Below are 21,337 nucleotides of genomic sequence, written 5' to 3'. Positions count from 1 at the left end.
CATGCGTTTAGGACTTTGTATTGCGGTCGCGGCCAGCTTGGTTGGACAGGCTGCTGCGAACAGCGAAGTGTTCCAAATCAATCGCGATTATCTCTGCGCGACGCAGGAAGCGTATTATGCCGCCCCGCAGCTCGCCTCTCATGGTGTTTGGACCGAACCTCCCGCCCGATTTCAAGTGCGTATCCAGGCCTGTGAAGTCTATTGCTTGCCGCAGAAAAGTAAGCAGCGCCCGCTCAGTCTGCACATTTTGGATCCTGGACAAGATCAGGCGCAGAAGTTTGAGGGCTATCGCGGGCAGGCGAGTTTTCATTCGCTATCTGGCGGTTCGGTAACGGTTAGCGCGACGGGGCTTTCAATGACGCGGATGATGGTCGGTTCGATGCCAGGCGCTGAAAATCAGGTTTCCTTGGTTTTGGCGGCGACTTGCCACCCCATCGAAACAGGGCCGGCTTATCTCACGCCTCAATAGCCGCGCAGGCGAACTGCAGAGGACACATCAGGTAAGATTAGCTTTTCTCCTGGCTGTTGGTATATAGCAGGCCAACGCTGCCGCAGGCCCTATGTTTGCGCGAGACCGGAGACAATCATTATGCACCTCATCAACCGCGTTTTGGTGACCGGTGGCGCGGGCTTTATTGGTAGCCATCTTTGCGAAAAACTCCTCGAAAAGGAGTATGAAGTTCTGTGCGTCGACAATTTTTTCACTGGCGCACGCTCAAACATCTCGCATTTATTGGATGATAAGCGGTTTGAGCTGCTGCGCCATGACGTAACTTTCCCGCTCTTTGTTGAGGTGGATCAAATCTATAATTTGGCCTGTCCGGCGAGCCCGATCCATTATCAATTTGATCCCGTGCAGACGACCAAGACGTCGGTACATGGCGCGATCAATATGCTCGGTCTAGCCAAACGCACACAGGCGCGCATTCTCCAGGCCTCCACGTCTGAAGTCTATGGTGACCCGAATGTGCATCCGCAGGAAGAGAGCTATTGGGGCAATGTGAACCCGATCGGACCGCGCTCTTGTTACGATGAAGGCAAGCGCTGCGCAGAAACCCTATTCTTCGACTATCACCGCCAGCACGCGCTCGATATCAAAGTCGCGCGGATCTTCAATACTTATGGGCCTCGCATGCATCCTAATGATGGCCGCGTCGTCTCCAATTTTATTGTTCAGGCGCTGAAAGGCGATGACATTACGCTTTATGGCGACGGTCAGCAGACGCGCAGTTTCTGCTATGTCGATGATCTCGTCGATGGCTTGATCCAATTGATGGAGAGCGGCGACGGGGTGACCGGGCCGATCAATCTCGGCAATCCTGGCGAGTTCACCATTCGGGAACTTGCCGAACATGTGGTGGAGCTGACGGGATCGCGTTCAAAGCTCGTCAACAAACCGCTGCCTCAAGACGATCCGCGGCAACGCCAGCCGGATATTACGCGCGCCAAGTCTCAACTGAATTGGGCGCCGAGCGTCGAATTGCGGGACGGGCTGAAGAAGACGATCGCTTACTTTGATGACTTGCTCCAACGCACGAGCTAGACCATTGATTGCGGCAATAGATGATGAGTTGAAATCACGATGAAGCGCGCATTGATTACTGGAACAACGGGGCAAGATGGATCCTATCTTGCGGAGCTCTTGCTGGAAAAGGGCTACGAAGTTCACGGATTGAAGCGGCGTGCGTCTTCTTTCAATACTCAGCGTATCGATCATATCTATGAAGACCCGCACACTGATAATCAGCGCTTTGTGCTCCATTATGGAGACCTGACAGACACATCAAACCTGACGCGCTTGATGCAAGAAGTGCAGCCCGATGAAGTCTATAATCTTGGCGCGCAAAGCCATGTCGCGGTGAGCTTTGAGGCACCTGAGTACACGGCCGATGTGGACGCGATTGGGACATTGCGATTGCTCGAGGCCATCCGGTTCTTAGGACTCGAAGACAAAACCCGGTTCTATCAAGCCTCGACGTCCGAACTCTATGGCCTCGTGAAAGAGACCCCGCAAAGCGAAACAACGCCATTCCATCCGCGCTCGCCTTATGGGGTGGCGAAGCTTTATGCGTATTGGATCACCGTGAATTATCGCGAGGCTTATGGGCTGTATGCGTGCAATGGCATCTTGTTCAATCACGAATCCCCGCGGCGCGGCGAGACCTTTGTGACCCGCAAGATTACCCGTGGTCTGTCGCATATCGCTCAAGGGTTAGAGCGCTGTTTGTATCTAGGGAATTTGGATGCTTTGCGCGATTGGGGGCATGCGAAAGACTATGTCCGCATGCAGTGGATGATGCTCCAGCAGGATGAGGCCGAGGATTTCGTGATCGCCACGGGCCGACAAATTTCCGTCCGCGATTTCGTGAAAATGAGCGCTCAAGAGCTCGGGATCACACTCCGCTTTGAAGGAGAGGGCGTTAAAGAATACGCCATCGTCGAAGAGGTAACATCCGACAAAGCACCATCGGTTTCTGTCGGTGACCGGATTGTTGAAGTCGACTCGCGTTATTTCCGCCCCGCTGAAGTCGAAACGCTGCTCGGGGATCCATCGAAAGCCAAGTCTAAACTCGGCTGGGAGCCCGAAATTTCCGTCGAAGAAATGTGCGCCGAAATGGTCGCGGCTGATTTGAAAGACGCCCAGCGCCACGCCTTTTTGAAGGCGCACGGCTATGACGTGCCAGTAGCGACGGAAACATAGCGAGATGCCTGCTGGTCCCAGAATTTATGTTGCAGGCCATCGCGGCATGGTTGGCTCAGCCTTGGTCCGCAAACTCGAAGCAGATGGCGCCGGCGAGATCATCGTGCGGTCGCGCCAAGACCTGGATTTGACCGACCAGACCGCGGTTCGCGCCTTCTTCGCGTCGGAGAAAATTGATCAAGTCTATCTGGCTGCGGCGAAGGTGGGCGGCATTCACGCCAACAACACTTACCCCGCTGAATTTCTTTATGAAAATCTAATGATAGAGACGAACATCATCCATGCCGCACATGTGTCTGATGTTCAGAATCTTCTCTTCTTGGGGTCATCTTGCATCTACCCGAAACACGCTGAACAACCGATGCGAGAAGACGCGCTTTTGACCGGCAAGCTCGAGCCGACGAATGAACCCTATGCCATTGCAAAGATCACTGGGATCAAATTGTGTGAGAGTTATGCGCGGCAATATGGGCGCGATTATCGATCGGTGATGCCGACCAATCTTTATGGGCCAGGCGATAATTTTCATCCTGAGAACAGTCATGTCGTTCCTGCGCTCATGCGCCGCTTTCACGAAGCTGCAGAGGCGAAAGACCCAGCCGTCACAGTCTGGGGCAGCGGCACGCCGATGCGAGAATTCTTACATGTGGATGATATGGCAGCAGCCAGCATGCATGTAATGGATTTAGATCCGGCGACCTATGCGGAACATTCCGATCCGATGCTGTCGCACATAAATGTTGGCTCCGGCGTGGACTGTACGATCCGTGAACTCGCCGAAACGATGATGGCGGTTACGGGCTATTCAGGTGAACTCGTATTCGACAGCTCCAAGCCCGATGGCACCCCGCGAAAACTGATGGATGTGTCAAAGCTTCAAAAGCTGGGATGGAGCGCGTCCATTCCGCTGAAGCAAGGCCTTGAGCAGACTTATCAATGGTTTCTCGAGCAAAGCGGCAACGTGAAAAGCGTCTAGTTTCGACCCGAGCCTAGAGCGTCATGCCGCCATCGACAAAAATGGTCTGTCCGCAGACATAAGACGCCAGGGGCGAGGCCAAAAATAGCACGCCACCGGCAATCTCTTCCGGCTGTCCAACCCGGCGAAGCGGGATAGTTCGCAAGGCGCCTTTCAACCGATCAGGGTTATCGGTCGTGACTTTTGTGAGCTTTGTATCCACGAGGCCCGGCGCCACGCCATTGACCCGAATTCCGTCCCGCGCATAGGCCTGACCGAGCGATTTTGTCAGGCTGATAGCGCCAGCTTTCGAGGCGGCATAGGCCGGGTTTCCGATATTTGCGCGGACACCAGAGACCGAGCTGATAATGATGATTGAGCCTTGGCGTTCGCTGAGGTCAGGCCGGAACTTTTCGCTGCAATGGATGAGACTATCGAGATTGACGGCCATGACTTTATCCCAGCCTTCGCGCTCAAACTCCGCGCGTTTGTAAGCAACGATGCCCTGCGACAGGACCAAGACATCGAGCGTCCCGATTTGCAAGGTCGCCGCCGTGATCGCATTGGGGGACCCCACATCGACTTGCTGATAGGTCAGGCCTGTCAGATCAGACCCATCTGCGGCACTATAGTCTTCTGCGCGAGCGCGTGTGCCCCAAACTTCGACGGTGGCGCCGCGGTCTCGAAAAGCATGAGCGATGCCGTTGCCGATGCCGCTGGTGCCGCCCACAACCAGGACGTTCTTGCCGTTAAAATCAGTATCGCTCATGAGCCCGCTCCTCAATTTTCTGGAAATTAGGTGTCACGCCCTCCGCATGGTCAAGCAATTCTATTCTTTGAGCAGCAGTGGGATGATTGAAACGGTTTAGGATCCGATCTTGGGACACTGAGCCAGAGCGAAGAGTGCATCTACATCCAAAGCGCTCTCAACCCCGTCTGCGAGTTCGTCCAAAGCGATATCGACCGCGGCTTCGTAATTGAGCTTGCTCGACATATGGGCGTCCAATCGTGACAGCCAGGCTTGGCGGAACGTGTCGTCTGAAAACGCGCCATGGAGATAGGTGCCTTGAATTCTGCCATTTGCGGATGTCGCGCCTTCGGGGCGGTCGCCGATGTGAGAAAACGGACGCGCCGCATCTGGACCGGCGGTGCGCCCCGAATGGATCTCATACCCAGAGATTGGTTCGCCGGTTTGCGCCGATGCCGCGAGCACTTGCGCCACATGTTTAGCGCCCGTCATTTCGGTTTCCACATCGAGCAGGCCCAAGCCCTTGGCAATTCCAGGCGCGCCATCATAACCGTTCGGATCCTTGATCAAGCCGCCAAGCATTTGATACCCGCCGCAAATGCCGAGCACATGCCCACCGGAACGCGCGTGAGCAATAATGTCGTGATGCCATTTCTGGGCTTTAAGGAAAGCGAGATCCCCGATCGTGGATTTGGTGCCGAACAAGATGACCAGGTCTGCGTCCAGCGGAATAGGGTGGCCTGGTGGGATCCATTCAAAGTCGACATTTGGCTCTAGTCGCAGAGGGTCCGCATCATCGAAATTTGCGAGCCTCGAGAACATCGGCGCCACAATCTTGATCCGGCCAGAATGTGCGGTGGTTTGCTTCTCCAATACGACCGCATCTTCTGCGGGAAGCTGCGCTGTTGCGCGCAACCATGGAACGACGCCGAAGCAGGGCCAATCTGTTCGGGCTTGAATGAAATCGACCCCATCATCGAAAAGCCTCGCATCGCCGCGGAACTTGTTGATGATAAAGCCTTTAATCATCGCGGCATCTTCCGGCGACAAGACGTTTTGCGTACCAACTAGGCTCGCAATCACACCGCCTTTATCAATGTCGCCGATCATGCAGACCGGAACATTAGCGCGCCGCGCAAAGCCCATATTCGCAATGTCGCGAGCCCGTAAATTGACCTCAGCCGGGCTGCCGGCGCCTTCAACCAGGACCAAGTCATGCGTGTCGCACAGGCGTGAGAAGCTCTGTATCACAGCGCCCATCAGCGAGGCGCGTTCGGCCATATATTCCATGGCTTCCATCGTCGTCAGCGCTTTGCCTTGAAGCACGACTTGCGCCGCACGATCGGTTTGCGGCTTTAGCAGAACGGGGTTCATGTCTGTGTTTGGTTCGACGCCCGCCGCGCGGGCTTGCAAAGCTTGCGCGCGCCCAATCTCGCCGCCGGTCGCGCAGGCCATGGCATTGTTGGACATGTTTTGCGGCTTGAACGGCGCCACACTTAGCCCGCGTCTCTTCGCCAATCGGCACAGCGCAGCGGTCAAAACCGATTTTCCGACATCGGAACCAGTGCCTTGAAGCATCAGGGCTTTTGCGGACATAGCATACTCTCCATCGGGCAATCCCGAATTAAACGACATCAAGGCCATTGGTGTTGCCGCGCTTCCGGCAACCGGCCCAAACTCAAGTGTCGTTTCAAAGGAGAGGTGCGAAACCTTCCCGACCGCTGAGACTCTTCCCGGCCTCCGGACGAACGACGCGATGGCAGGTCTCCTGGCTCACCGATCTGCGCTTTTGGCCGCCTTCCCAAGATCAAGTCTCTCAGTGGCATTGTGGCCATCAGCTCCTGGCTGACAGTTGCGGGTACAGCGCCGGATTTAAACCGGCTTCCCTCTTAGCCGCCGACTAAGGCAGCACCATCTGTGATGAGTCATGCGCGAGCCCTGAGGCTTTGTCAAACTGAGCAGGGCGCACGGAGCGCGTTAGAAATCGATGCCGCGTTGCGCCTTTATGCCGGCTTTGAATGGGTGTTTGATTTCCCGCATTTCGCTGACCAAGTCGGCATAATCGCAAAGCTCAGGCTTGGCATCTCGGCCGGTTAGAACAACGCTCGTCTTGTCTGACCTCGCGTCCAATCCTTCCAGAACGGCGTCGACGGTAAGATAATCATAGCGCAGCGCGATATTGATCTCGTCCAAGACGATGAGATCATAATCGCCGCTCGCCATCATTTCGCGCGCCTTTGCGAATGCAGCGGTCGCCGCTTCCACGTCTTTGTCTTTGTCTTGGGTATCCCAAGTGAAGCCATCGCCCATTGTGTGCCAATCGACCTCACCGAGGCGTTTGAAGAATTGGCGCTCGCCGGTGATCCATTTGCCCTTGATGAATTGGACAACGCCAACCGATTGCCCCCAACCGAGCGCGCGAATGATAACACCGAAAGCTGAGGATGACTTGCCTTTGCCATGACCGGTATGGACCAAGATCAAACCGCGATCGGGATCTCGCGCCTCATCGGTTTTGCGCTTTTGCTCCGCTTGCAATTTCTGCATTGCGGCTTTGTGCTTTGACGTATCGCTCATGCGGTCAGGGCTCCTGAGATTTGTGTCCCGATAGCAGAGATAGCGGCTTATGTCAGAATGGCGACCGTCGTGTCCGATTGGAAGCCGTTAAAGTCTGTCGCCATCGCTTGCCCATACGCGCCGAGATGACAGATCTCAATCCAATCACCCTCCCGGATATCTGCGGGCAGGGTGAAGGGCCCAGCCATCACGTCCAAGCTGTCGCATGTTGGGCCGAAGAACCGAAACGCGTCCATTGTTTCGCTGGCCTCGCCGTCGCGGTGCAAACGCACTGGATATTTCCAAGCACACTGGGCGGCATCAAACAGCGACCCATACGAGCCTTCATTGAGATACAGATCTTGGCCTTTGCGAAGCTCGACCCGTGCCAAAGTTGAGCCGCCTTCACCGCAAAGCGCACGACCCGGTTCACCAATGATTTCGAGCTCTTCAAAGCCGAAAATATGGAGGCCTTTCTCGATTCGGTCGAAATAATCCTGCATCGGGGGCGGGGTCATGCCTGGATAAGCGACCGGGAACCCGCCGCCGCAATCGAGGCTGTCGATGCGAACTTGGGCCGTCTCGAGCAGGCCATGAACGTAAGACAGCGCTTGGATATAGTCGGCAGGATCCATGCACTGGCTGCCGACATGAAAACAAACGCCCAGTTTTGCTGTGACTGGCCGCGCGCTGCGCAATAGTTCCACGGCCTCGTCGAATGCCGCGCCATATTTGCCATCAAGCGGCATCGAGGCCGAGCCGCCTTTCGGCAGCGCGAGGCGCAAATGCAGATGCAAGTCTTCGGCGTCTTGAGTCTCGACCAGGATCTTCCCGAGCTCTGCGGCGCAATCGAACGCAAAATGTCGTACACCGGCTTCATAAGCGTGGCGAATGGTGCGCCGGGACTTCACCGGATGCATCAAATAGAGCTCAGCGTCCGGGCAAACCTCCCGCACCATATCCACCTCACGGATGGAGGCGACATCGAACCCGCGCAAGCCGCTGGCCCATAGGATTTTCAGAACCGCCGGGTGCGGATTGGCTTTCACGGCATAGAGCGTCTTGCCGGGAAAATGGTTCAAAAACAGATCAGTCGCCGCGGCGATCCGCTGCGGATACAGCGCATAGACGGCGTCATCGCCTTCATAGGCATCCAAGGCCGATTCAACCGAGTTGAAGGCGGGCAGACCGAATGGGCGGTCGAAATCTGGAAGAAGAGCAGGTTGCGCAAGGCGCGAGGAATGTGAACGAAACATAAGGACAGGATTTCCGAAAACGAGGCGAAGATCGCCTGGAAGGATCAGGGACAGATGCTCGTTGACACGACCATCCGGCTCAGTCGGAATGAGGCGGGCAAGTGGCCCGCTACGGCCTTATAAGTTCAGCCACGGCCGCCATATAATCAGCGTCCTTGGCAAAAGTCCTGTGCACAGTGGTGGTGTCAAACGCAACATCAATGCGCTTGATCAGTGGGACTGGAATCGGTGGGCAGGCGCCCTTCAGGGGATGAGTCATCCAAGTATCCTCGCAAAGCAAGATCGGCACGAAACCGACATTGAAAGAGAAGACAGTTGGGCTCCCCCGTACTGACAGCTCCGAAAAGCTCGTCGTGGTTCGCTTACTTGTCAGGGGCGCACATATGAAATCCACAGGCCGGGGTCAAGGGAGTTTTTGTTTTGGAGTGGGGAGGCTGCTTGGCGCGAAGGTCAATTTGTTATCCGGGAAGGCGCGTCGCGCTGGTCCGAGAGCCAGCTGCCGGAGGGGCCCGGCTCTCCGATCTCGGCGTCAAAGCGGTCGCCGACTGAGCCTCAATTGTCACAATAATTTCTAAAATAAGAGATTTACTGGCGATTTGGCAGATCAGTTTTCGCGTCCATCGATTGACCGCGGGTTAAACACCAATCACCTTAACCGATCATCGAGAGTCTCTACGACCCTCGGATGACGCCATGAGTGTTGGGAGAAATAGTGCAAATGAGATTTCGCGCTTATCTGGTCTGGATCGCTGGTCTGTTGCTGATTGGGGCGGGGTATGCCGATACGTCGGCTGAACCACCAGCTCAGCCGTTTCAACTAGCGGATGAATGGAAGTCGACCTGTCACGCTGACTATCAGGCGCGTGTGGATGAATTGGAGCCGCTGTTGCTTGAGACAGCGGAGCCAAAACGCGCAGAAGCCCATATTCGTGAGCTTAAACAACAAGACGGATTAACCGAAACTCCCCTGATTGTTTCGGATGCTCCATTAGACAAAACCTTCATTGAAGGCATGTCAGGCGAGTTCAGCCCGAGAGCTGTGAAGGAACGGGCCGATGTTCGACGCTCAAACAATTATCGGTCGAGTCGGTTGAGATCCGCCGAGCGAGAATTGCATAAATGCCTGAATCGAACACCGTTCTTGAAAGGAAGCGAGCGGTGTCCGCGGGGGTTCTCAGCGGACCTTGATGAAGGTACGGCACTGGAAATTTGTGTACCCGATGAGCCCGGGCAACCCACCGCGCTTTCGACCGAGAGAGCCTATCGCGGGACCTACCTTCGACCCATTCGCGTCGCCTTTAACGGAGGTTCACCAGCAGTCCGGCGGGAGATCATGAGTGTCGCGCAAGATTGGGCCAATCTGACAAATGAGCAGACTGACGCGCACAGGCCTAAACGAGGTTTTTTCGATCCTTATCGAATTAGGGGCGCCCTCAACTTCGATTTCGGAACAGATGAAGCAGACGGATTCGTGTTCCATACCTGGACGCACGAGGACACGACCTATGCTGCGGATATTCGAATCAGTTTCGAACCAGGGTTAGGCTATTGGTCGATGATCGGGACTGATAGCACCAATCCGGTCTTAACTCCTCCGCACGTCGCTTCCATGAACCTTGAAGGTTTTCATGGTTATTCGCCACTACCGGCCGATTGGAAAAAGATAGTTTATCACGAATTTGGGCACGCGCTTGGATTGCGACATGAACATCAGCACCCGACCAGCGACTGCGGTGGCGCTCTCAGGCTTGAGGATGATGTGGGATACGAACTTACGCTTGATGACGCGCAAAAAGCAGTGCGCGATGGTCGCGGCAATCGACCTGGTGTCCTGACACTTTTGGAACACGCCCCCAACTTTTGGTCTCGTGCAGACGCAGAGTTTAATCTGGAGCGAATGGAGCAAAGCAACGATCTTGCTCTAACTGATTTCGACCCAAAGTCTATTATGCGCTATGAATTTGCAACGGAATGGTACCGAGATGATGCGCCTTCCGAATGCCTCCCGACCGAAACGCATATCACCAGACCTTCGCGCGATGACGTCGCTATGGTCGCTCAAGTCTATCAGCGACTCATGGAAGAAGATATAGATGCGTTCCTGTCGAAGTAGATCCCATGTAGAGGACATTTTCATAGCGACGATATGCAGATGCTTCGAAGATTGTGCATGATCTGAATCAGGGCCGTCAACATGACCCTGTCTCGAGGTGACGGTATAACTCCTCAACATCGAAGTTCAATTGGCTGAGGGCCAACTTAAAATTCCGATCGATGATGGGGCACCGCGACGGGGCAATCCGCCCGGAATTGAAGCGTCTAACGCGCCCAATCGATCTTCCCGTTCTTCGATCGTCTCGCCTCCGTCTCAATAGAGCTTCTCTTGTGCAGAAATTACAGCGCTAAGTGTTTACACGGCATTCGGCTCGGTGAGTTGGAAATTAGCGAGAATGATATTGAAGCCTGACCGGAAACAAACAATCGGCATATCCGCTCCAGCCCCAAAGCCAGACCGTCTCAGTCACCACAACGCCCACACCCAACCAAGCGACTCGCGCCTAGCGGGACCACCAGCCGCGTTTTTTCTTTTTTGGTTTCGCGGTGGTTTCCAGGACTGGTTCAGTGGCGATCGGTCCGGTGGGGGCCTCAGATGCCATTTCGGGTTCAGGCGCCGGTTCGCTTGCGGTTGGTTCAGCTTCTGCCTGTGTTTCGGCAGGGGCTGGGTCTTCCACGAGCTTGATTGGCGGCTCTTCCGGGGTAGGTGCTGGCTCGGCCTCTGCGGGTGTTTCCGCAGCGTCTGCGGCCTCCGTGTCTGCGCCTGCTTCAGTCTCTGCCACTGGCGCGGCTTCGTCGCTCTTGCGTTTGCGGCGGCGGCGGCGACGGCGCTTTTTGCCCTCTTTCGGCTCGTCTTCGGCTGTTTCGTCTGCGGCTTTAGTTTCGGTCGCTGGCTCAGCGCTGCGAGCTTCTGGCACCGCGACGGGTTTGGCTTCTAGGCCGCCTTCGCTGGCTTCAGGAAGATCATCGGGCTCTTCGCCTAGCAGATTGGTGAAGGACACCGCCAATCCGTCCAATAGCGCGCCGCCATCTGATGGCGGGGCGCCTGGATCCAGAGCCTCATTATCTTTGCGGCGGCGACGGCCCCCGCGACGGCCGCGGCGGCGACGTTTGCGTTTGCCGCCCGCGTCCTCGCCATCTTCTTCGGATGTGGCTTCAGACTCGATTTGATCTTCGTCTTCATCCTCTTCCGCGTCAGGGAGCAGGTGATCGTCCTCATCCCCTTCAAGGAAGTCGGCGCGATTGAATTTTTGACGGCGACGACGGCCGCTTGAAGACTTGTCAGCATCAATTTCAAAATCGCCAGGGATCATCGTAGCCGATGATTTGATTGCGATTGTGTAGCCGACCTCCTCTTCAATCGCAGAGATCTGATCGCGTTTGGAGTTGAGCAGATAGAGCGCAACATCTGTCGGGGCCGTGACGGTGATGCCGCGCAGACCGCCATTGGCTGCCCGCGCTTCAACCGCGCGCAGCAATTGCAGGGCTGAGGATGGAATGGAGCGGCGACGGCCGGTGCCGTCACAGGATTCGCACTTCTCGGAGGTCGCCTGTAGAACACCAGCTCGGCGGCGCTGGCGAGAGATTTCCATCAGGCCGAACTGCGAGATACGGTTGTTTTGAACACGCGCTCGATCGAGCTTCAGCGCCTCTTTCATCTTCTTCTCGACGGCGCGATTATTCTTGTTCTCGTCCATATCGATGAAGTCGATCACGACGAGACCGGCAAGGTCACGTAGGCGCATTTGGCGGCAAGCTTCTTCGGCGGCTTCCAAATTGGTGTGCAGAGCGGTCTGTTCGATATTGCGCTCTTTGGTGGATTTACCAGAGTTCACATCGATGGCGACCAAGGCTTCGGTTTGGTTGATGACCAAATAGCCGCCAGACTTCATTTGAACCGTCGGTGAGAAGATGGAGTCGAGCTGATCTTCAACGCCTTCTTTGACGAAGAGGGGCGCCGCGGCTGTCCAGCGTTTCACTTTCTTTGCCTGGGTCGGCATCAGCGTTTTCGCGAGATCTTTCGCTTCGCGATAGGCCCGATCACCTTGCACAACGACTTCTTCAATCTCGCGATCGAACATGTCGCGCATGGCGCGGTGCACCAGCCCGCCTTCTTCATGAATGCGTTCAGGCGCCACGGATTCGAGAGTTTTGCTACGGATCTTGGCCCACAGTTTTTGCAGATAATCATAGTCGCGCCGGATTTCGGACTTGGTCCGTTTGGCGCCAGCTGTGCGAACGATGAGGCCCATGCCCTTGGGCACTTGTAGATCGTCCATAACCGCTTTCAAACGCTTGCGATCATTGCCGTTCGGGATTTTCCGAGAGATGCCGCCGCCGCGAGGCGTGTTGGGCATCAGCACCGAATAGCGACCGGCGAGCGAGAGATACGTCGTGAGAGCTGCGCCTTTATTGCCGCGTTCTTCTTTGACAACCTGAACCAGAAGGACCTGGCGCCGCCGGATGACTTCTTGGATTTTGTAGCGACGGGTGATCGAGGTGCCACGCGATTTGCGGGCCCCGCGGCGGCGATGTTCGGCTTTCGCGCGCGGCTTCTTTTTTTCTTTTTCGTCCGAGTCCGCATCCGCATCTGCTTCGGCGTCAGCTGCGTCTTCTGAAGCGTCCTCGTCGGACTCCTCTTCCTTAGATTCTGCGTCGTCTTCGGTTTCTGCGTCTGTCTCTGACTCGCTATCATCCGCGTCATCTGACTCTTCGTCAGTGTCTTCGGCGTCTAGCTCAGTCTCGTCATCATCGGAGTCGTCATCGAGATCGGTATCGTCGTCATCATCGTCGATATCATCATCGGCTGCGGCTTCTGCCTCACGCGCGGCCTCTTCGAGGAGCGCCTCACGATCAGCTTGCGGCAATTGATAATAGTCAGGATGAATCTCGCTAAAAGCGAGGAAGCCATGGCGGTTGCCGCCATATTCGACGAAACAGGCTTGCAAAGAGGGCTCTACGCGCGTGACTTTCGCGAGATAGATATTGCCTCTTAATTGTTCGCTGCCAGTTGTTTCAAAATCAAAATCCTCGACACGTCCTTTGTTGACGAGGGCGACACGGGTCTCTTCCTGGTGGACCGCGTCGATCAGCATAGTTTTGCTCATTGTAAGCTGCCTTGTGGACTGGCGGCGCTAAGGCTCGGTTGTCATGCGAGCGATGGCGATACGCGCCAGTAAAATTGTGATTAGGGACAGGCAGCAAACCAGCCCGGCCAGCTCTATCCATAGAGCGGCTCTCGGTTCTGAATTTTGCGACCTGTAAGCTCATATTATCCGTTCCGTATCGGCGATAGTGCAGGGGGTTAGGCCTGTTCACCCGCCTTTCGGGGATCCTGTTTGGGCTCATTTCTGAGCGTGAATCCTACATGCCCCCTTTGGCACTGAATTAAAAGACCCAAAATGCGGGCATGCGGATGTTTCTTGTTTCGCTTGGGAAACGACCGGGGCTTTTATTTTGTAGAATACACGCGGTGCGCTTTTCTCGCCTGACGTGTTTAAGGGCGATGCCGCTTGTTTAGAGCCTTATCACTCGGGAAGGCGATAGCTTATCTCATAGACGAAGCGCGCCCGATCCTCGACCGGCTTCGAGATCATTGTGCCCGTGGCGCCTTCGAACTCACCCGTTCCTGCGGTGATGGGGTAGTTCGAAGGGGCTGGTTCTGTTTGCTGAACGCCTTGTCCCGCGAAGATGCCGCGCCCATCGATTGCGATCGTGAACGAGCAGAAGAAGTTCTTGTCCGCGTCGAGTTGGGTGCAATGTCCAGAGCCGACACCAATCGCTTCACCCGTCTCCGTTTGCATATCAGAGTGCCAGACGATTTTATCGCCAATGCCATCGGTTTGCCCAAATGAGAGGTAACCATCGTTCGATGCGTCATTGTAAATCGTCATCGCATGCCTGTGATCATCCGCGGCAGCGAGGGGAGCGTATGCGGTCATGAATATGCCAGCAGCGAGACTCATTTTAGCGATTTGGTATGACATTTGTGGTCCCTTCCTAAACACGGAACCAGGTGAAGCATCATCTCGTGTTCATCGCTATGGGATTACACAAAATAGAAACATTGGGATAATAAAGCGCCTAAGAGCGTGGTGGAACAAAGCCTTTTGATGCGATTGCTGACTCTTTTCTACATGGCAATATTAGCCGCCTTTGTACCCCTGTTCGGGGTCGCACAGGTGCAATCTGTCGGCGTTGCAGGTGATGGCGAGTTCACCCGCATCACCATCACTTCCCAAAGCCAAATCCGCCCAGATGTGTTCTTGCGAGAGACCGATGATGGACTGCTCATCGAAATGGTGCCGGAGACTTTCCTACTGGCGCCGACCCCGTTCTTTGCCGAACCGACGGGCGGCGTGTTTGCGTACACATTGGATACGGATCGGATCATTTTCGAGTTAGAGCAACCGATGATGATTATGCGCGAGATCGACCTGCCGCCATCAGGCAGCGAGCAGCTTTATCGATACATTCTCGATCTGTCTGGCGTTTCCCTGGCGCGGTTTCAATCGGCGGCGCGGCGGGATGCAACCCGGTTTGCGCGATTTGAAGCTGATCGGTTCGCTGTGGCCGAAGCTGAAACGCTGGCGCCATCGTCTCAACCGATCACGCTCGCTGAAACACCAAGCTCCTCTGTGCGCCCAGAATCGCCCTCTGCGAAACCAGCCGGATTTGGCGCGCTGATGAAGATGGCTGCGCAGCAGCGGCGGGTGATCGTCATCGATCCAGGTCATGGCGGCAAAGACCCCGGCGCGATTGCTGTGACCGGGGATGAGGAAGCTGACATTGTGCTGAAGACCTCGCTGAAGCTGAAAAACCTGATCGAGCGAGACTCCCGTTATGTCGTGAAACTGACGCGCGAAACCGATGTCTATGTCGAGCACGAAGATCGGGTCACCATGGCGCGCAATTGGGGTGCTGACCTGTTTATCTCAGTCCACGCTGATGCCGCTGGAAAGCCAACGGTCAGCGGGGCCTCTGTTTATACGATTTCGACCCGTGGCGAGGCGCGGATCGACAAGACCGCAAAGCGATTTGGCTGGAATATGCCGTTCGAGGACGGCACCTCTGACGAAGTGTCAGACATTTTGCAGGATCTGACCGTGCGCGAGACCAAATCGAATTCTGAGATTTTCGCCGAATTCCTGGTTCCGGAACTCAAACAAGCTGGGCCGCTTTTGCGCAATACGCATCGCCGCCAGAACTTTTTTGTCTTGCTGGCTCCAGATGTACCTGCTGTCCTGGTGGAGATTGGTTTTCTGACCAATCGCGCCGATGCGAAACGGCTGAAATCAGAGCGCGGGCGGCGGAAATCCGCTGAAGCGATCAAGCGCGCCATCGACGCCTATTTTGATCGCCAAGATTTATTATTCGCAAGCAACTGACGCGGCGCCTTTTCGAAGGTCCAGAACCGCCTTAGTCTCGCCGTGAAAGCGTGGAATCAGCACGCTGTGAGATAATACGTGAGAGAGCGGACTATGTGGGCCACCTTCAAACAGCATGTATTGACCTGGCGGGTTCTGTTTTGGACCGTCGGTACCGGGTTTGTGTTGGGAATCTTGGCGATTATCGCCTTCATGATTTGGATGGCCGCGCTCGGTCGGACCGTTCCCTCGGTTGAGCAGCTCGCGGAATATAACCCGCCGGTCACCTCGCGTGTTCATGCCGGCGATGGCACGCTGATCTATGAGTTTGCCGATGAGCACCGCGTCTTCATTCCGTTCGAAGCAATGCCGGAACACGTCATCCACGCTTTTGTTTCAGCGGAAGATAAGAAATTTTTTGAACATGGCGGCGTCGACTATGTCGGCATGCTGCGAGGGGTGATTAATTCCGCGCGCAACCGCCTGACCGGCAGCGGCGGATTGCAGGGCGGATCAACGATCACCCAGCAAGTCGCGAAAGTGTTCTTGCTGACACGTGATCAAACCATTGTCCGCAAAGCCAAAGAGCTGATCATTGCTCGCCGCATGGAAGCGGCGTTCAGCAAAGAGCACATCCTCGAACTCTATTTGAATGAAATTTACCTCGGCGGCCGCTCTTATGGTGTCGGCTCTGCGGCGCTCAACTATTTCAACAAGTCGCTGCCTGAACTGGATTATTCAGAAGCTGCGGTCTTGGCGTCGCTGCCCAAATTCCCGGGTCGGGTGAACCCATATACCAATCCGGAACGCTTGCTTCAGCGCCGTAACTATGTGCTGAACCGGATGACCGAGAACGGCTATATTACCGAAGAAGAAGCGACCGAAGCAAAAGCGAAACCGCTCAATACAACCCGCCGCCTGTATGGGCCTGAATATGCCGCAGCGACCTATTTCGTCCAAGAGCTGCGCAAACAGCTGATTGATCTTTATGGCGAAGAAGAGCTTGAGCAGGGCGGGCTATCGATCCGCACAACAATTGACACCAAGCTTCAATTGGCGGCTCAAGAAGCGCTGCAAATCGGCCTCGAAACTTATGATCGGCGATACGATTATCGCGGACCGATCACCGCGGTTGATCCACGCTCAGAAGATGTGCTTGAGCAGCTGAATGGCGTGACGCTGCCTGGCGGATACGGCTCTTGGGAGCGCGCGATGGTGATCAGTCTTTCTGATGATGGTGCGGAGCTTTTGCTTGGGGATGGCGCGAAGATCGGCATTCCAGCTGAGGACGTCGAATGGGCAAAAACCTATGTTCGCGGCGGCGATCAAACCGGCTTACGGGCAGGCGATGTGGTACTCGCTGAAGTGAGCCGCCAAGCGCTCAGCCCAGAAGAGAGTATGCCAACCCGCGAAGGCGTTGCCGCTGACGATGATCAGACCACAATCCCAATCGAGCCGATAATGGTCCCGGTGGGGCAGGCGCAGCTGAAACAGGTTCCAGAGCTTGAAGGCGCGATTGTTGCGCTCGACCCGCATACCGGTCGCGTGCTCGCGATGATGGGCGGCTATTCTTTCTTTAAGAGCCCTTTTAACCGTGTCACTCAGGCCCGGCGCCAGCCAGGATCATCGTTCAAGCCCTTCGTTTATGGGGCGGCGCTCGAGCAAGGCTATACGCCATCGGTTCGCATCCTCGACTCGCCTTACGTCTATTATGACGAGAATACAGGCGAGGTCTGGAAGCCGGAAAACTATGCCGAAGGCCTCAGCTATGGCGAAGTGACGATGCGGGTTGCCTTGGAAAAATCCTACAACCAGGTCACCGCCCGCGTCGCCACCGATATCGGCATGGAGGCCGTGTCTGAATTCGCTGAACGGTTTGGGATCTATGACCGCTTACCGCCTTATCCGGCCATGTCGCTGGGATCAGGCGAGACCTCTCCATGGCGTTTGTCCAAAGCGTATGCGGCGCTGGTCAATGGCGGCAAGGAAGTGACGCCAACCCTGTTGGATCGCGTTCAAGACCGCCGCGGCGTGACGCTGTACAAGCATGACCAACGCGAGTGCGAGGGATGTGATGCGACAGATTGGAACGGGTTGGAGCCTCCGACGCTTCCCGACGATCGTGAGCAATTGGTGGACCCGATTGTCGCTTATCAGCTTGTGCATATGCTGGAAGGTGTGGTCGAGCGCGGAACCGGCCGACGGGCCCGCCGCGTTGGCAAGCCGCTGGCAGGAAAAACCGGAACGACCAATGATTATGTCGACGCCTTATTCTTCGGGTTCTCGCCGGATCTCGTGGTTGGCATTTGGACCGGGTTTGATACCCCGCGCACCCTGGGTGAGGGCGAAGGCGGCGGATCTGTTGCTGGTGTGATCTTTACCGAGTTTATGGAGCGCGCGCTCGCCGACGAGGCGCCAATCCCATTCCGGATCCCGCCCGGCGTACGTCTCGTCTCTGTTGACGCCACCACGGGCGGCGTCCCTACGTTTGACAGCCAAGAAATCATCCTCGAAGCCTTCCGTCCAGGAACCGAACCTGGGCGGGCGTTCGCGAGCACATCCAATCTTAGCCTGTCCGGCACTGGCGATGGATCGATCTTTGGACAGACAACAACGCCGGTCGGTCCGCAAATTGATCCAGAGACCGGCGAGGTGATTGAATCGGATGTGATTGTTGATGACATTGACGAGGACATTTATTGACCTGAGCGCAAAACGCCGTCATTTCCTCCGATCGGATAAGCTTCAGGGAAAAGCATGTCAGCAGAAATTCTCGCCCTCGCGGAACAAATCAAGCAGTCGTCTGAGCTGCTGAGGAGGCGTCTTTGACTGGGACGTCGCATCGAAACGGCTCGACGAGCTAAACGCACTCTCCGAGCGCCCTGATTTTTGGGATGACCCCGACGAAGCCCGCAAATTGATGGCGGAGCGGCAAAAGCTTGAAACCGGCATGCAGACGGTCGTCGAGCTTGAGACCGAAGCCTCTGACGGGCTGGAGCTGTTAGAGCTCGCCGATGGCGATCAGGATATGCTGGCCGACGTTGCAACAAGTCTGCGCCGAGCCGCTGAGAAAGCTGAGAAGGCCGAACTTGAGGCGCTGCTATCCGGCGAAGCGGACGGCAATGATTGCTATATGAATATCAATTCTGGCGCTGGCGGCACCGAGAGCCAAGACTGGGCGTCGATGATCCGCCGTATGTATGTGCGCTGGGCCGAGCAATCTGGCTATAAAGTCGAAGAAGTTGAAAGTCATGAGGGCGAAGAAGCCGGGATCAAGTCAGCGACGCTTTTGATCAAAGGCGAGAACGCTTATGGCTGGCTCAAGTCAGAGCAGGGCGTTCACCGCTTGGTTCGGATTTCGCCGTTTGACAGTTCTGCGCGCCGGCATACGAGTTTCGCATCTGTTGCCGTGTCGCCAGTGATCGATGACTCGATCGATGTTGAGATCAATCCATCGGATGTTCGCACCGATACGTATCGCGCGTCAGGCAAAGGCGGTCAGCACGTCAACAAAACGGACTCAGCGGTGCGGCTTACCCATGAGCCGACTGGGATTGCGGTGGCTTGCCAATCTGGGCGCTCGCAGCACCAAAACCGCGCAACGGCCTGGGAAATGCTGCGCTCGCGGCTCTATGAAGTTGAGTTGCAGAAGCGCCAACAAGCGGCGCAAGATAGTCATGACTCGAAGACCGAGATCGGCTGGGGCCATCAAATCAGATCTTATGTCTTGCAGCCCTATCAATTGGTCAAAGACCTCCGCACCAATCACGAGACGTCGGATACGGGCGGCGTGCTGGACGGCGATCTCACGCCATTCCTGAGCGCAGCTCTGTCACACGCCTTGGGCGAGGCGGAGCCGGCTGAATAGAAAAAGCCGGATCCTAAGGACCCGGCTTCTTTCAAACTTGTTTTCGCGCGTGTTAAGCGTTGCCAGCTGTGCCGGTTGTTGGTGTGACAGGCGCGCCTGTCACAAAACCAGTTGTTGGCGCGGCCGCCGCTGGCTGAGGCGCTGCAGCAGGTTGCGGCGCGCTCTCTTTTAGCGGGTTCTCTTCGCGTTTCACTTGGCCTTCGAAATTGGCGTCCGGCTGGATGATCAAAGCCGCATGGAAAATATCGCCTTGGACGGAAGCGCCTGTTTCAAGCTCAACTCGGCGAGACCGAATAGAGCCGATAATCTTGCCTTTGACACGCAGGGTTTCGGCTTTCACTTCACCGAGGATTTCGCCGGTCGATCCGACCGTGATGTCACCGGCTGTGATATCGCCTTCGACCTTGCCGTCGACTTGCAGGGCACCGCCCGTTTTGATGGTGCCTTTGATTTCCACGTCAGAACAAAGGATCGAGGCCCCCACGCGTGATGCCGCTTTTGAAGATGCGCCTCGGACCGCGTCTTGTGCGGGAGTGAAGCCGGGTGGGGTATCGCCTTTAGTCTTCGTGAACATGTTTGCCTGCCTTAATGAACTCTACTGGATTATACTGCTTTCCATGGAACAGCACTTCATAGTGAAGGTGGGGACCTGTGCTGCGCCCGGTCGAACCCATGGTACCGAGCTTATCTCCGATCACGACCTCTTGTCCCTTCGTCGCGATGATCTTGTTCAAGTGCGCATAACGGGACACGAAACCCCCGCCATGATCGACGTCAACAACGCGGCCATAACCAGACTTTCGCCCTGCATATATCACAGTTCCGGGGCCAGCGGCAACGATGGGGGCATTCCACCCCGCGCCCATGTCGATTCCACCATGCCAGCTGGGGCGTTTCCGGAACGGGTCAATCCGCATTCCAAACGGGGAGGTAACCCGAGACGGGATACCAATCGGCGTCGCTAGCGGCAGGTTGTCGACGAGCTGCTCAAAGTATCGTGCTTCTTCCATCCGCGCCGCAACTTGCGCGACACGAACTGCGAAACGCTCTTCTTCTGGCGTATTGAACTGACCCGACATCAAGCTGGAAAAGCTAACTTCTGGGCCGCCCATATTTTCGCCGCTTGAAATTCGTGCCGCACCAACTTTGGTCAGCTGGAGAATGCCGCGGGCAGCTTCAGCGCGTTCAACGGCCATTTCTTCAATATCGTTCAGGAACTCATTTTGCTCGGCTCGAACCCGCGATACATCGCCTCGCAATCCGACTTGCGGCAATGTGCGTTCGACTTCGGCAAAACGTTGCGATTGCCGAGCGTCTGCCTCATCGATCGAGGCCGTCACCAGGAGAGATGCCGAGTTTCCCCTTAGCGCTGAAACCTCTAGCTCGCCGCCGGTTTGAAGCGCTTCAAGCATGGTTGCGAGCGTTTCGTGTCGGCGTTGGAATTCAATCGTTGCGTCCTGGAACGCTTCGGTCCGTTGTTCGAGTTGCGAGGTCGACAGGGCTTCTTTGGCGCGCAAGTCTTGGACCCAACGTTCAAGACGATTGACCTCAGTCGACGCGGTTCCGACCGTCATGGCTTTTTCGCCAAAAATTACAGTCGCGGATGCAAAAAGCGACCACCCTACAAGAGCAGCCGCGGCACACGTCAGAACAATCTGTTGAAGTGGAGAAATGGTGAAATAGCGAACCGTCCCGCCACTGCGGTGGTAAATCTGCCGCTCTGGAAATGCACGGCGTATAAAGTCTGAGACTTTTCCAGTCGATTTCATTCTACGCACCTATCCGCAGGGTAAGACTTGGTCTCGGGGAAAACGTCGTCTTGATTGGTGATG

General features: G+C 55.8%; 16 protein-coding genes and 1 riboswitch. Of the genes, 8 read left to right on the top strand and 8 right to left on the bottom strand.

Features of this window, described 5'->3' with window-relative positions; all coding sequences use genetic code 11:
* Position 1: 1 nt before the first annotated feature.
* From MY069_RS02825 to fcl, 4 genes are all read left to right on the top strand, one after another.
* Positions 2 to 469: a hypothetical protein gene (locus MY069_RS02825; RefSeq protein ID WP_482795565.1), complete on the top strand. Its 468-nt coding sequence runs from the start codon at positions 2 to 4 to the stop codon at positions 467 to 469.
* A 120-nt stretch (positions 470 to 589) separates the two neighbouring features.
* Complete coding sequence (locus MY069_RS02820; RefSeq protein WP_482795564.1) at positions 590 to 1,543, top strand: UDP-glucuronic acid decarboxylase family protein; 954 nt, start codon at positions 590 to 592, stop codon at positions 1,541 to 1,543.
* A 39-nt stretch (positions 1,544 to 1,582) separates the two neighbouring features.
* Entirely contained in the window at positions 1,583 to 2,701 is a 1,119-nt protein-coding gene (gene gmd, locus MY069_RS02815; RefSeq protein ID WP_482795563.1) for a GDP-mannose 4,6-dehydratase, read from the top strand.
* Positions 2,702 to 2,705: 4 nt separating this feature from the next.
* A complete protein-coding gene (gene fcl / locus MY069_RS02810; protein ID WP_482795562.1) occupies positions 2,706 to 3,677 on the top strand; it encodes a GDP-L-fucose synthase in 972 nt (323 codons plus the stop codon).
* 13 nt (positions 3,678 to 3,690) lie between these two features.
* Here the strand turns inward: fcl and MY069_RS02805 are convergent, their stop codons facing one another.
* From MY069_RS02805 to MY069_RS02790, 4 genes are all read right to left on the bottom strand, one after another.
* Positions 3,691 to 4,425: an SDR family NAD(P)-dependent oxidoreductase gene (locus MY069_RS02805; protein ID WP_482795561.1), complete on the bottom strand. Its 735-nt coding sequence runs from the start codon at positions 4,423 to 4,425 to the stop codon at positions 3,691 to 3,693.
* A gap of 96 nt (positions 4,426 to 4,521) precedes the next feature.
* Positions 4,522 to 6,000 carry a cobyric acid synthase gene (locus MY069_RS02800; protein WP_482795560.1) on the bottom strand — a complete coding sequence of 493 codons (1,479 nt, stop codon included), beginning with the start codon at positions 5,998 to 6,000 and terminating at the stop codon, positions 4,522 to 4,524.
* A gap of 146 nt (positions 6,001 to 6,146) precedes the next feature.
* Positions 6,147 to 6,335: riboswitch (cobalamin riboswitch) on the bottom strand.
* Between the two features lie 46 nt (positions 6,336 to 6,381).
* Positions 6,382 to 6,981, bottom strand: coding sequence for a cob(I)yrinic acid a,c-diamide adenosyltransferase (gene cobO, locus MY069_RS02795; RefSeq protein WP_482795559.1), 600 nt, complete (start codon positions 6,979 to 6,981; stop codon positions 6,382 to 6,384).
* A gap of 47 nt (positions 6,982 to 7,028) precedes the next feature.
* A complete protein-coding gene (locus MY069_RS02790) occupies positions 7,029 to 8,216 on the bottom strand; it encodes a type III PLP-dependent enzyme (RefSeq protein WP_482795558.1) in 1,188 nt (395 codons plus the stop codon).
* 718 nt (positions 8,217 to 8,934) lie between these two features.
* On the opposite strand from MY069_RS02790, the gene MY069_RS02785 reads away from it, so the two are divergent.
* Entirely contained in the window at positions 8,935 to 10,329 is a 1,395-nt protein-coding gene (locus MY069_RS02785) for a zinc metalloprotease (RefSeq protein ID WP_482795557.1), read from the top strand.
* 445 nt (positions 10,330 to 10,774) lie between these two features.
* Here MY069_RS02785 and MY069_RS02780 read toward each other — a convergent pair whose 3' ends face one another.
* Positions 10,775 to 13,378, bottom strand: coding sequence for an Rne/Rng family ribonuclease (locus MY069_RS02780; RefSeq protein ID WP_482795556.1), 2,604 nt, complete (start codon positions 13,376 to 13,378; stop codon positions 10,775 to 10,777).
* A gap of 420 nt (positions 13,379 to 13,798) precedes the next feature.
* Positions 13,799 to 14,257 (bottom strand): hypothetical protein, encoded by a 459-nt coding sequence (locus tag MY069_RS02775; protein WP_482795555.1) that lies wholly within the window; start codon positions 14,255 to 14,257, stop codon positions 13,799 to 13,801.
* 126 nt (positions 14,258 to 14,383) lie between these two features.
* Between MY069_RS02775 and MY069_RS02770 the strand changes: the two genes are divergently transcribed.
* The 3 genes from MY069_RS02770 (at position 14,384) to prfB (ending at position 19,505) form a co-directional block, all read left to right on the top strand.
* A complete protein-coding gene (locus tag MY069_RS02770; protein ID WP_482795554.1) occupies positions 14,384 to 15,658 on the top strand; it encodes an N-acetylmuramoyl-L-alanine amidase family protein in 1,275 nt (424 codons plus the stop codon).
* Between the two features lie 93 nt (positions 15,659 to 15,751).
* Positions 15,752 to 18,340, top strand: coding sequence for a penicillin-binding protein 1A (locus MY069_RS02765; protein WP_482795553.1), 2,589 nt, complete (start codon positions 15,752 to 15,754; stop codon positions 18,338 to 18,340).
* Between the two features lie 54 nt (positions 18,341 to 18,394).
* A protein-coding gene (prfB, locus tag MY069_RS02760) for a peptide chain release factor 2 (RefSeq protein ID WP_482795552.1) occupies positions 18,395 to 19,505 on the top strand; the annotation gives its coding sequence in 2 pieces (ribosomal slippage) (positions 18,395 to 18,463 and positions 18,465 to 19,505; 1,110 coding nt in all).
* Between the two features lie 52 nt (positions 19,506 to 19,557).
* Here prfB and MY069_RS02755 read toward each other — a convergent pair.
* Positions 19,558 to 20,079, bottom strand: a complete 522-nt coding sequence (locus MY069_RS02755) for a bactofilin family protein (RefSeq protein WP_482795551.1) — start codon at positions 20,077 to 20,079, stop codon at positions 19,558 to 19,560.
* Complete coding sequence (locus MY069_RS02750; protein WP_482795550.1) at positions 20,063 to 21,274, bottom strand: peptidoglycan DD-metalloendopeptidase family protein; 1,212 nt, start codon at positions 21,272 to 21,274, stop codon at positions 20,063 to 20,065. Before MY069_RS02750 ends, MY069_RS02755 begins: the two co-directional genes overlap by 17 nt.
* Positions 21,275 to 21,337: the final 63 nt, after the last annotated feature.

The organism is Hyphomonas sp. ske169, assembly GCF_056850855.1.
Note: the sequence above shows the minus strand (reverse complement) of the source record. Positions and strands in the feature narration are given on the sequence as shown.

Bases quoted from the DNA above. Each gene is read 5' to 3' on its own strand.
- MY069_RS02825 (WP_482795565.1), top strand. From the start codon at position 2: ATGCGTTTAGGACTTTGTATTGCGGTCGCGGCCAGCTTGGTTGGACAG.
- MY069_RS02820 (WP_482795564.1), top strand. From the start codon at position 590: ATGCACCTCATCAACCGCGTTTTGGTGACCGGTGGCGCGGGCTTTATT.
- gmd (WP_482795563.1), top strand. From the start codon at position 1,583: ATGAAGCGCGCATTGATTACTGGAACAACGGGGCAAGATGGATCCTAT.
- fcl (WP_482795562.1), top strand. From the start codon at position 2,706: ATGCCTGCTGGTCCCAGAATTTATGTTGCAGGCCATCGCGGCATGGTT.
- MY069_RS02805 (WP_482795561.1), bottom strand. From the start codon at position 4,425: ATGAGCGATACTGATTTTAACGGCAAGAACGTCCTGGTTGTGGGCGGC.
- MY069_RS02800 (WP_482795560.1), bottom strand. From the start codon at position 6,000: ATGTCCGCAAAAGCCCTGATGCTTCAAGGCACTGGTTCCGATGTCGGA.
- cobO (WP_482795559.1), bottom strand. From the start codon at position 6,981: ATGAGCGATACGTCAAAGCACAAAGCCGCAATGCAGAAATTGCAAGCG.
- MY069_RS02790 (WP_482795558.1), bottom strand. From the start codon at position 8,216: ATGTTTCGTTCACATTCCTCGCGCCTTGCGCAACCTGCTCTTCTTCCA.
- MY069_RS02785 (WP_482795557.1), top strand. From the start codon at position 8,935: ATGAGATTTCGCGCTTATCTGGTCTGGATCGCTGGTCTGTTGCTGATT.
- MY069_RS02780 (WP_482795556.1), bottom strand. From the start codon at position 13,378: ATGAGCAAAACTATGCTGATCGACGCGGTCCACCAGGAAGAGACCCGT.
- MY069_RS02775 (WP_482795555.1), bottom strand. From the start codon at position 14,257: ATGTCATACCAAATCGCTAAAATGAGTCTCGCTGCTGGCATATTCATG.
- MY069_RS02770 (WP_482795554.1), top strand. From the start codon at position 14,384: ATGCGATTGCTGACTCTTTTCTACATGGCAATATTAGCCGCCTTTGTA.
- MY069_RS02765 (WP_482795553.1), top strand. From the start codon at position 15,752: ATGTGGGCCACCTTCAAACAGCATGTATTGACCTGGCGGGTTCTGTTT.
- MY069_RS02755 (WP_482795551.1), bottom strand. From the start codon at position 20,079: ATGTTCACGAAGACTAAAGGCGATACCCCACCCGGCTTCACTCCCGCA.
- MY069_RS02750 (WP_482795550.1), bottom strand. From the start codon at position 21,274: ATGAAATCGACTGGAAAAGTCTCAGACTTTATACGCCGTGCATTTCCA.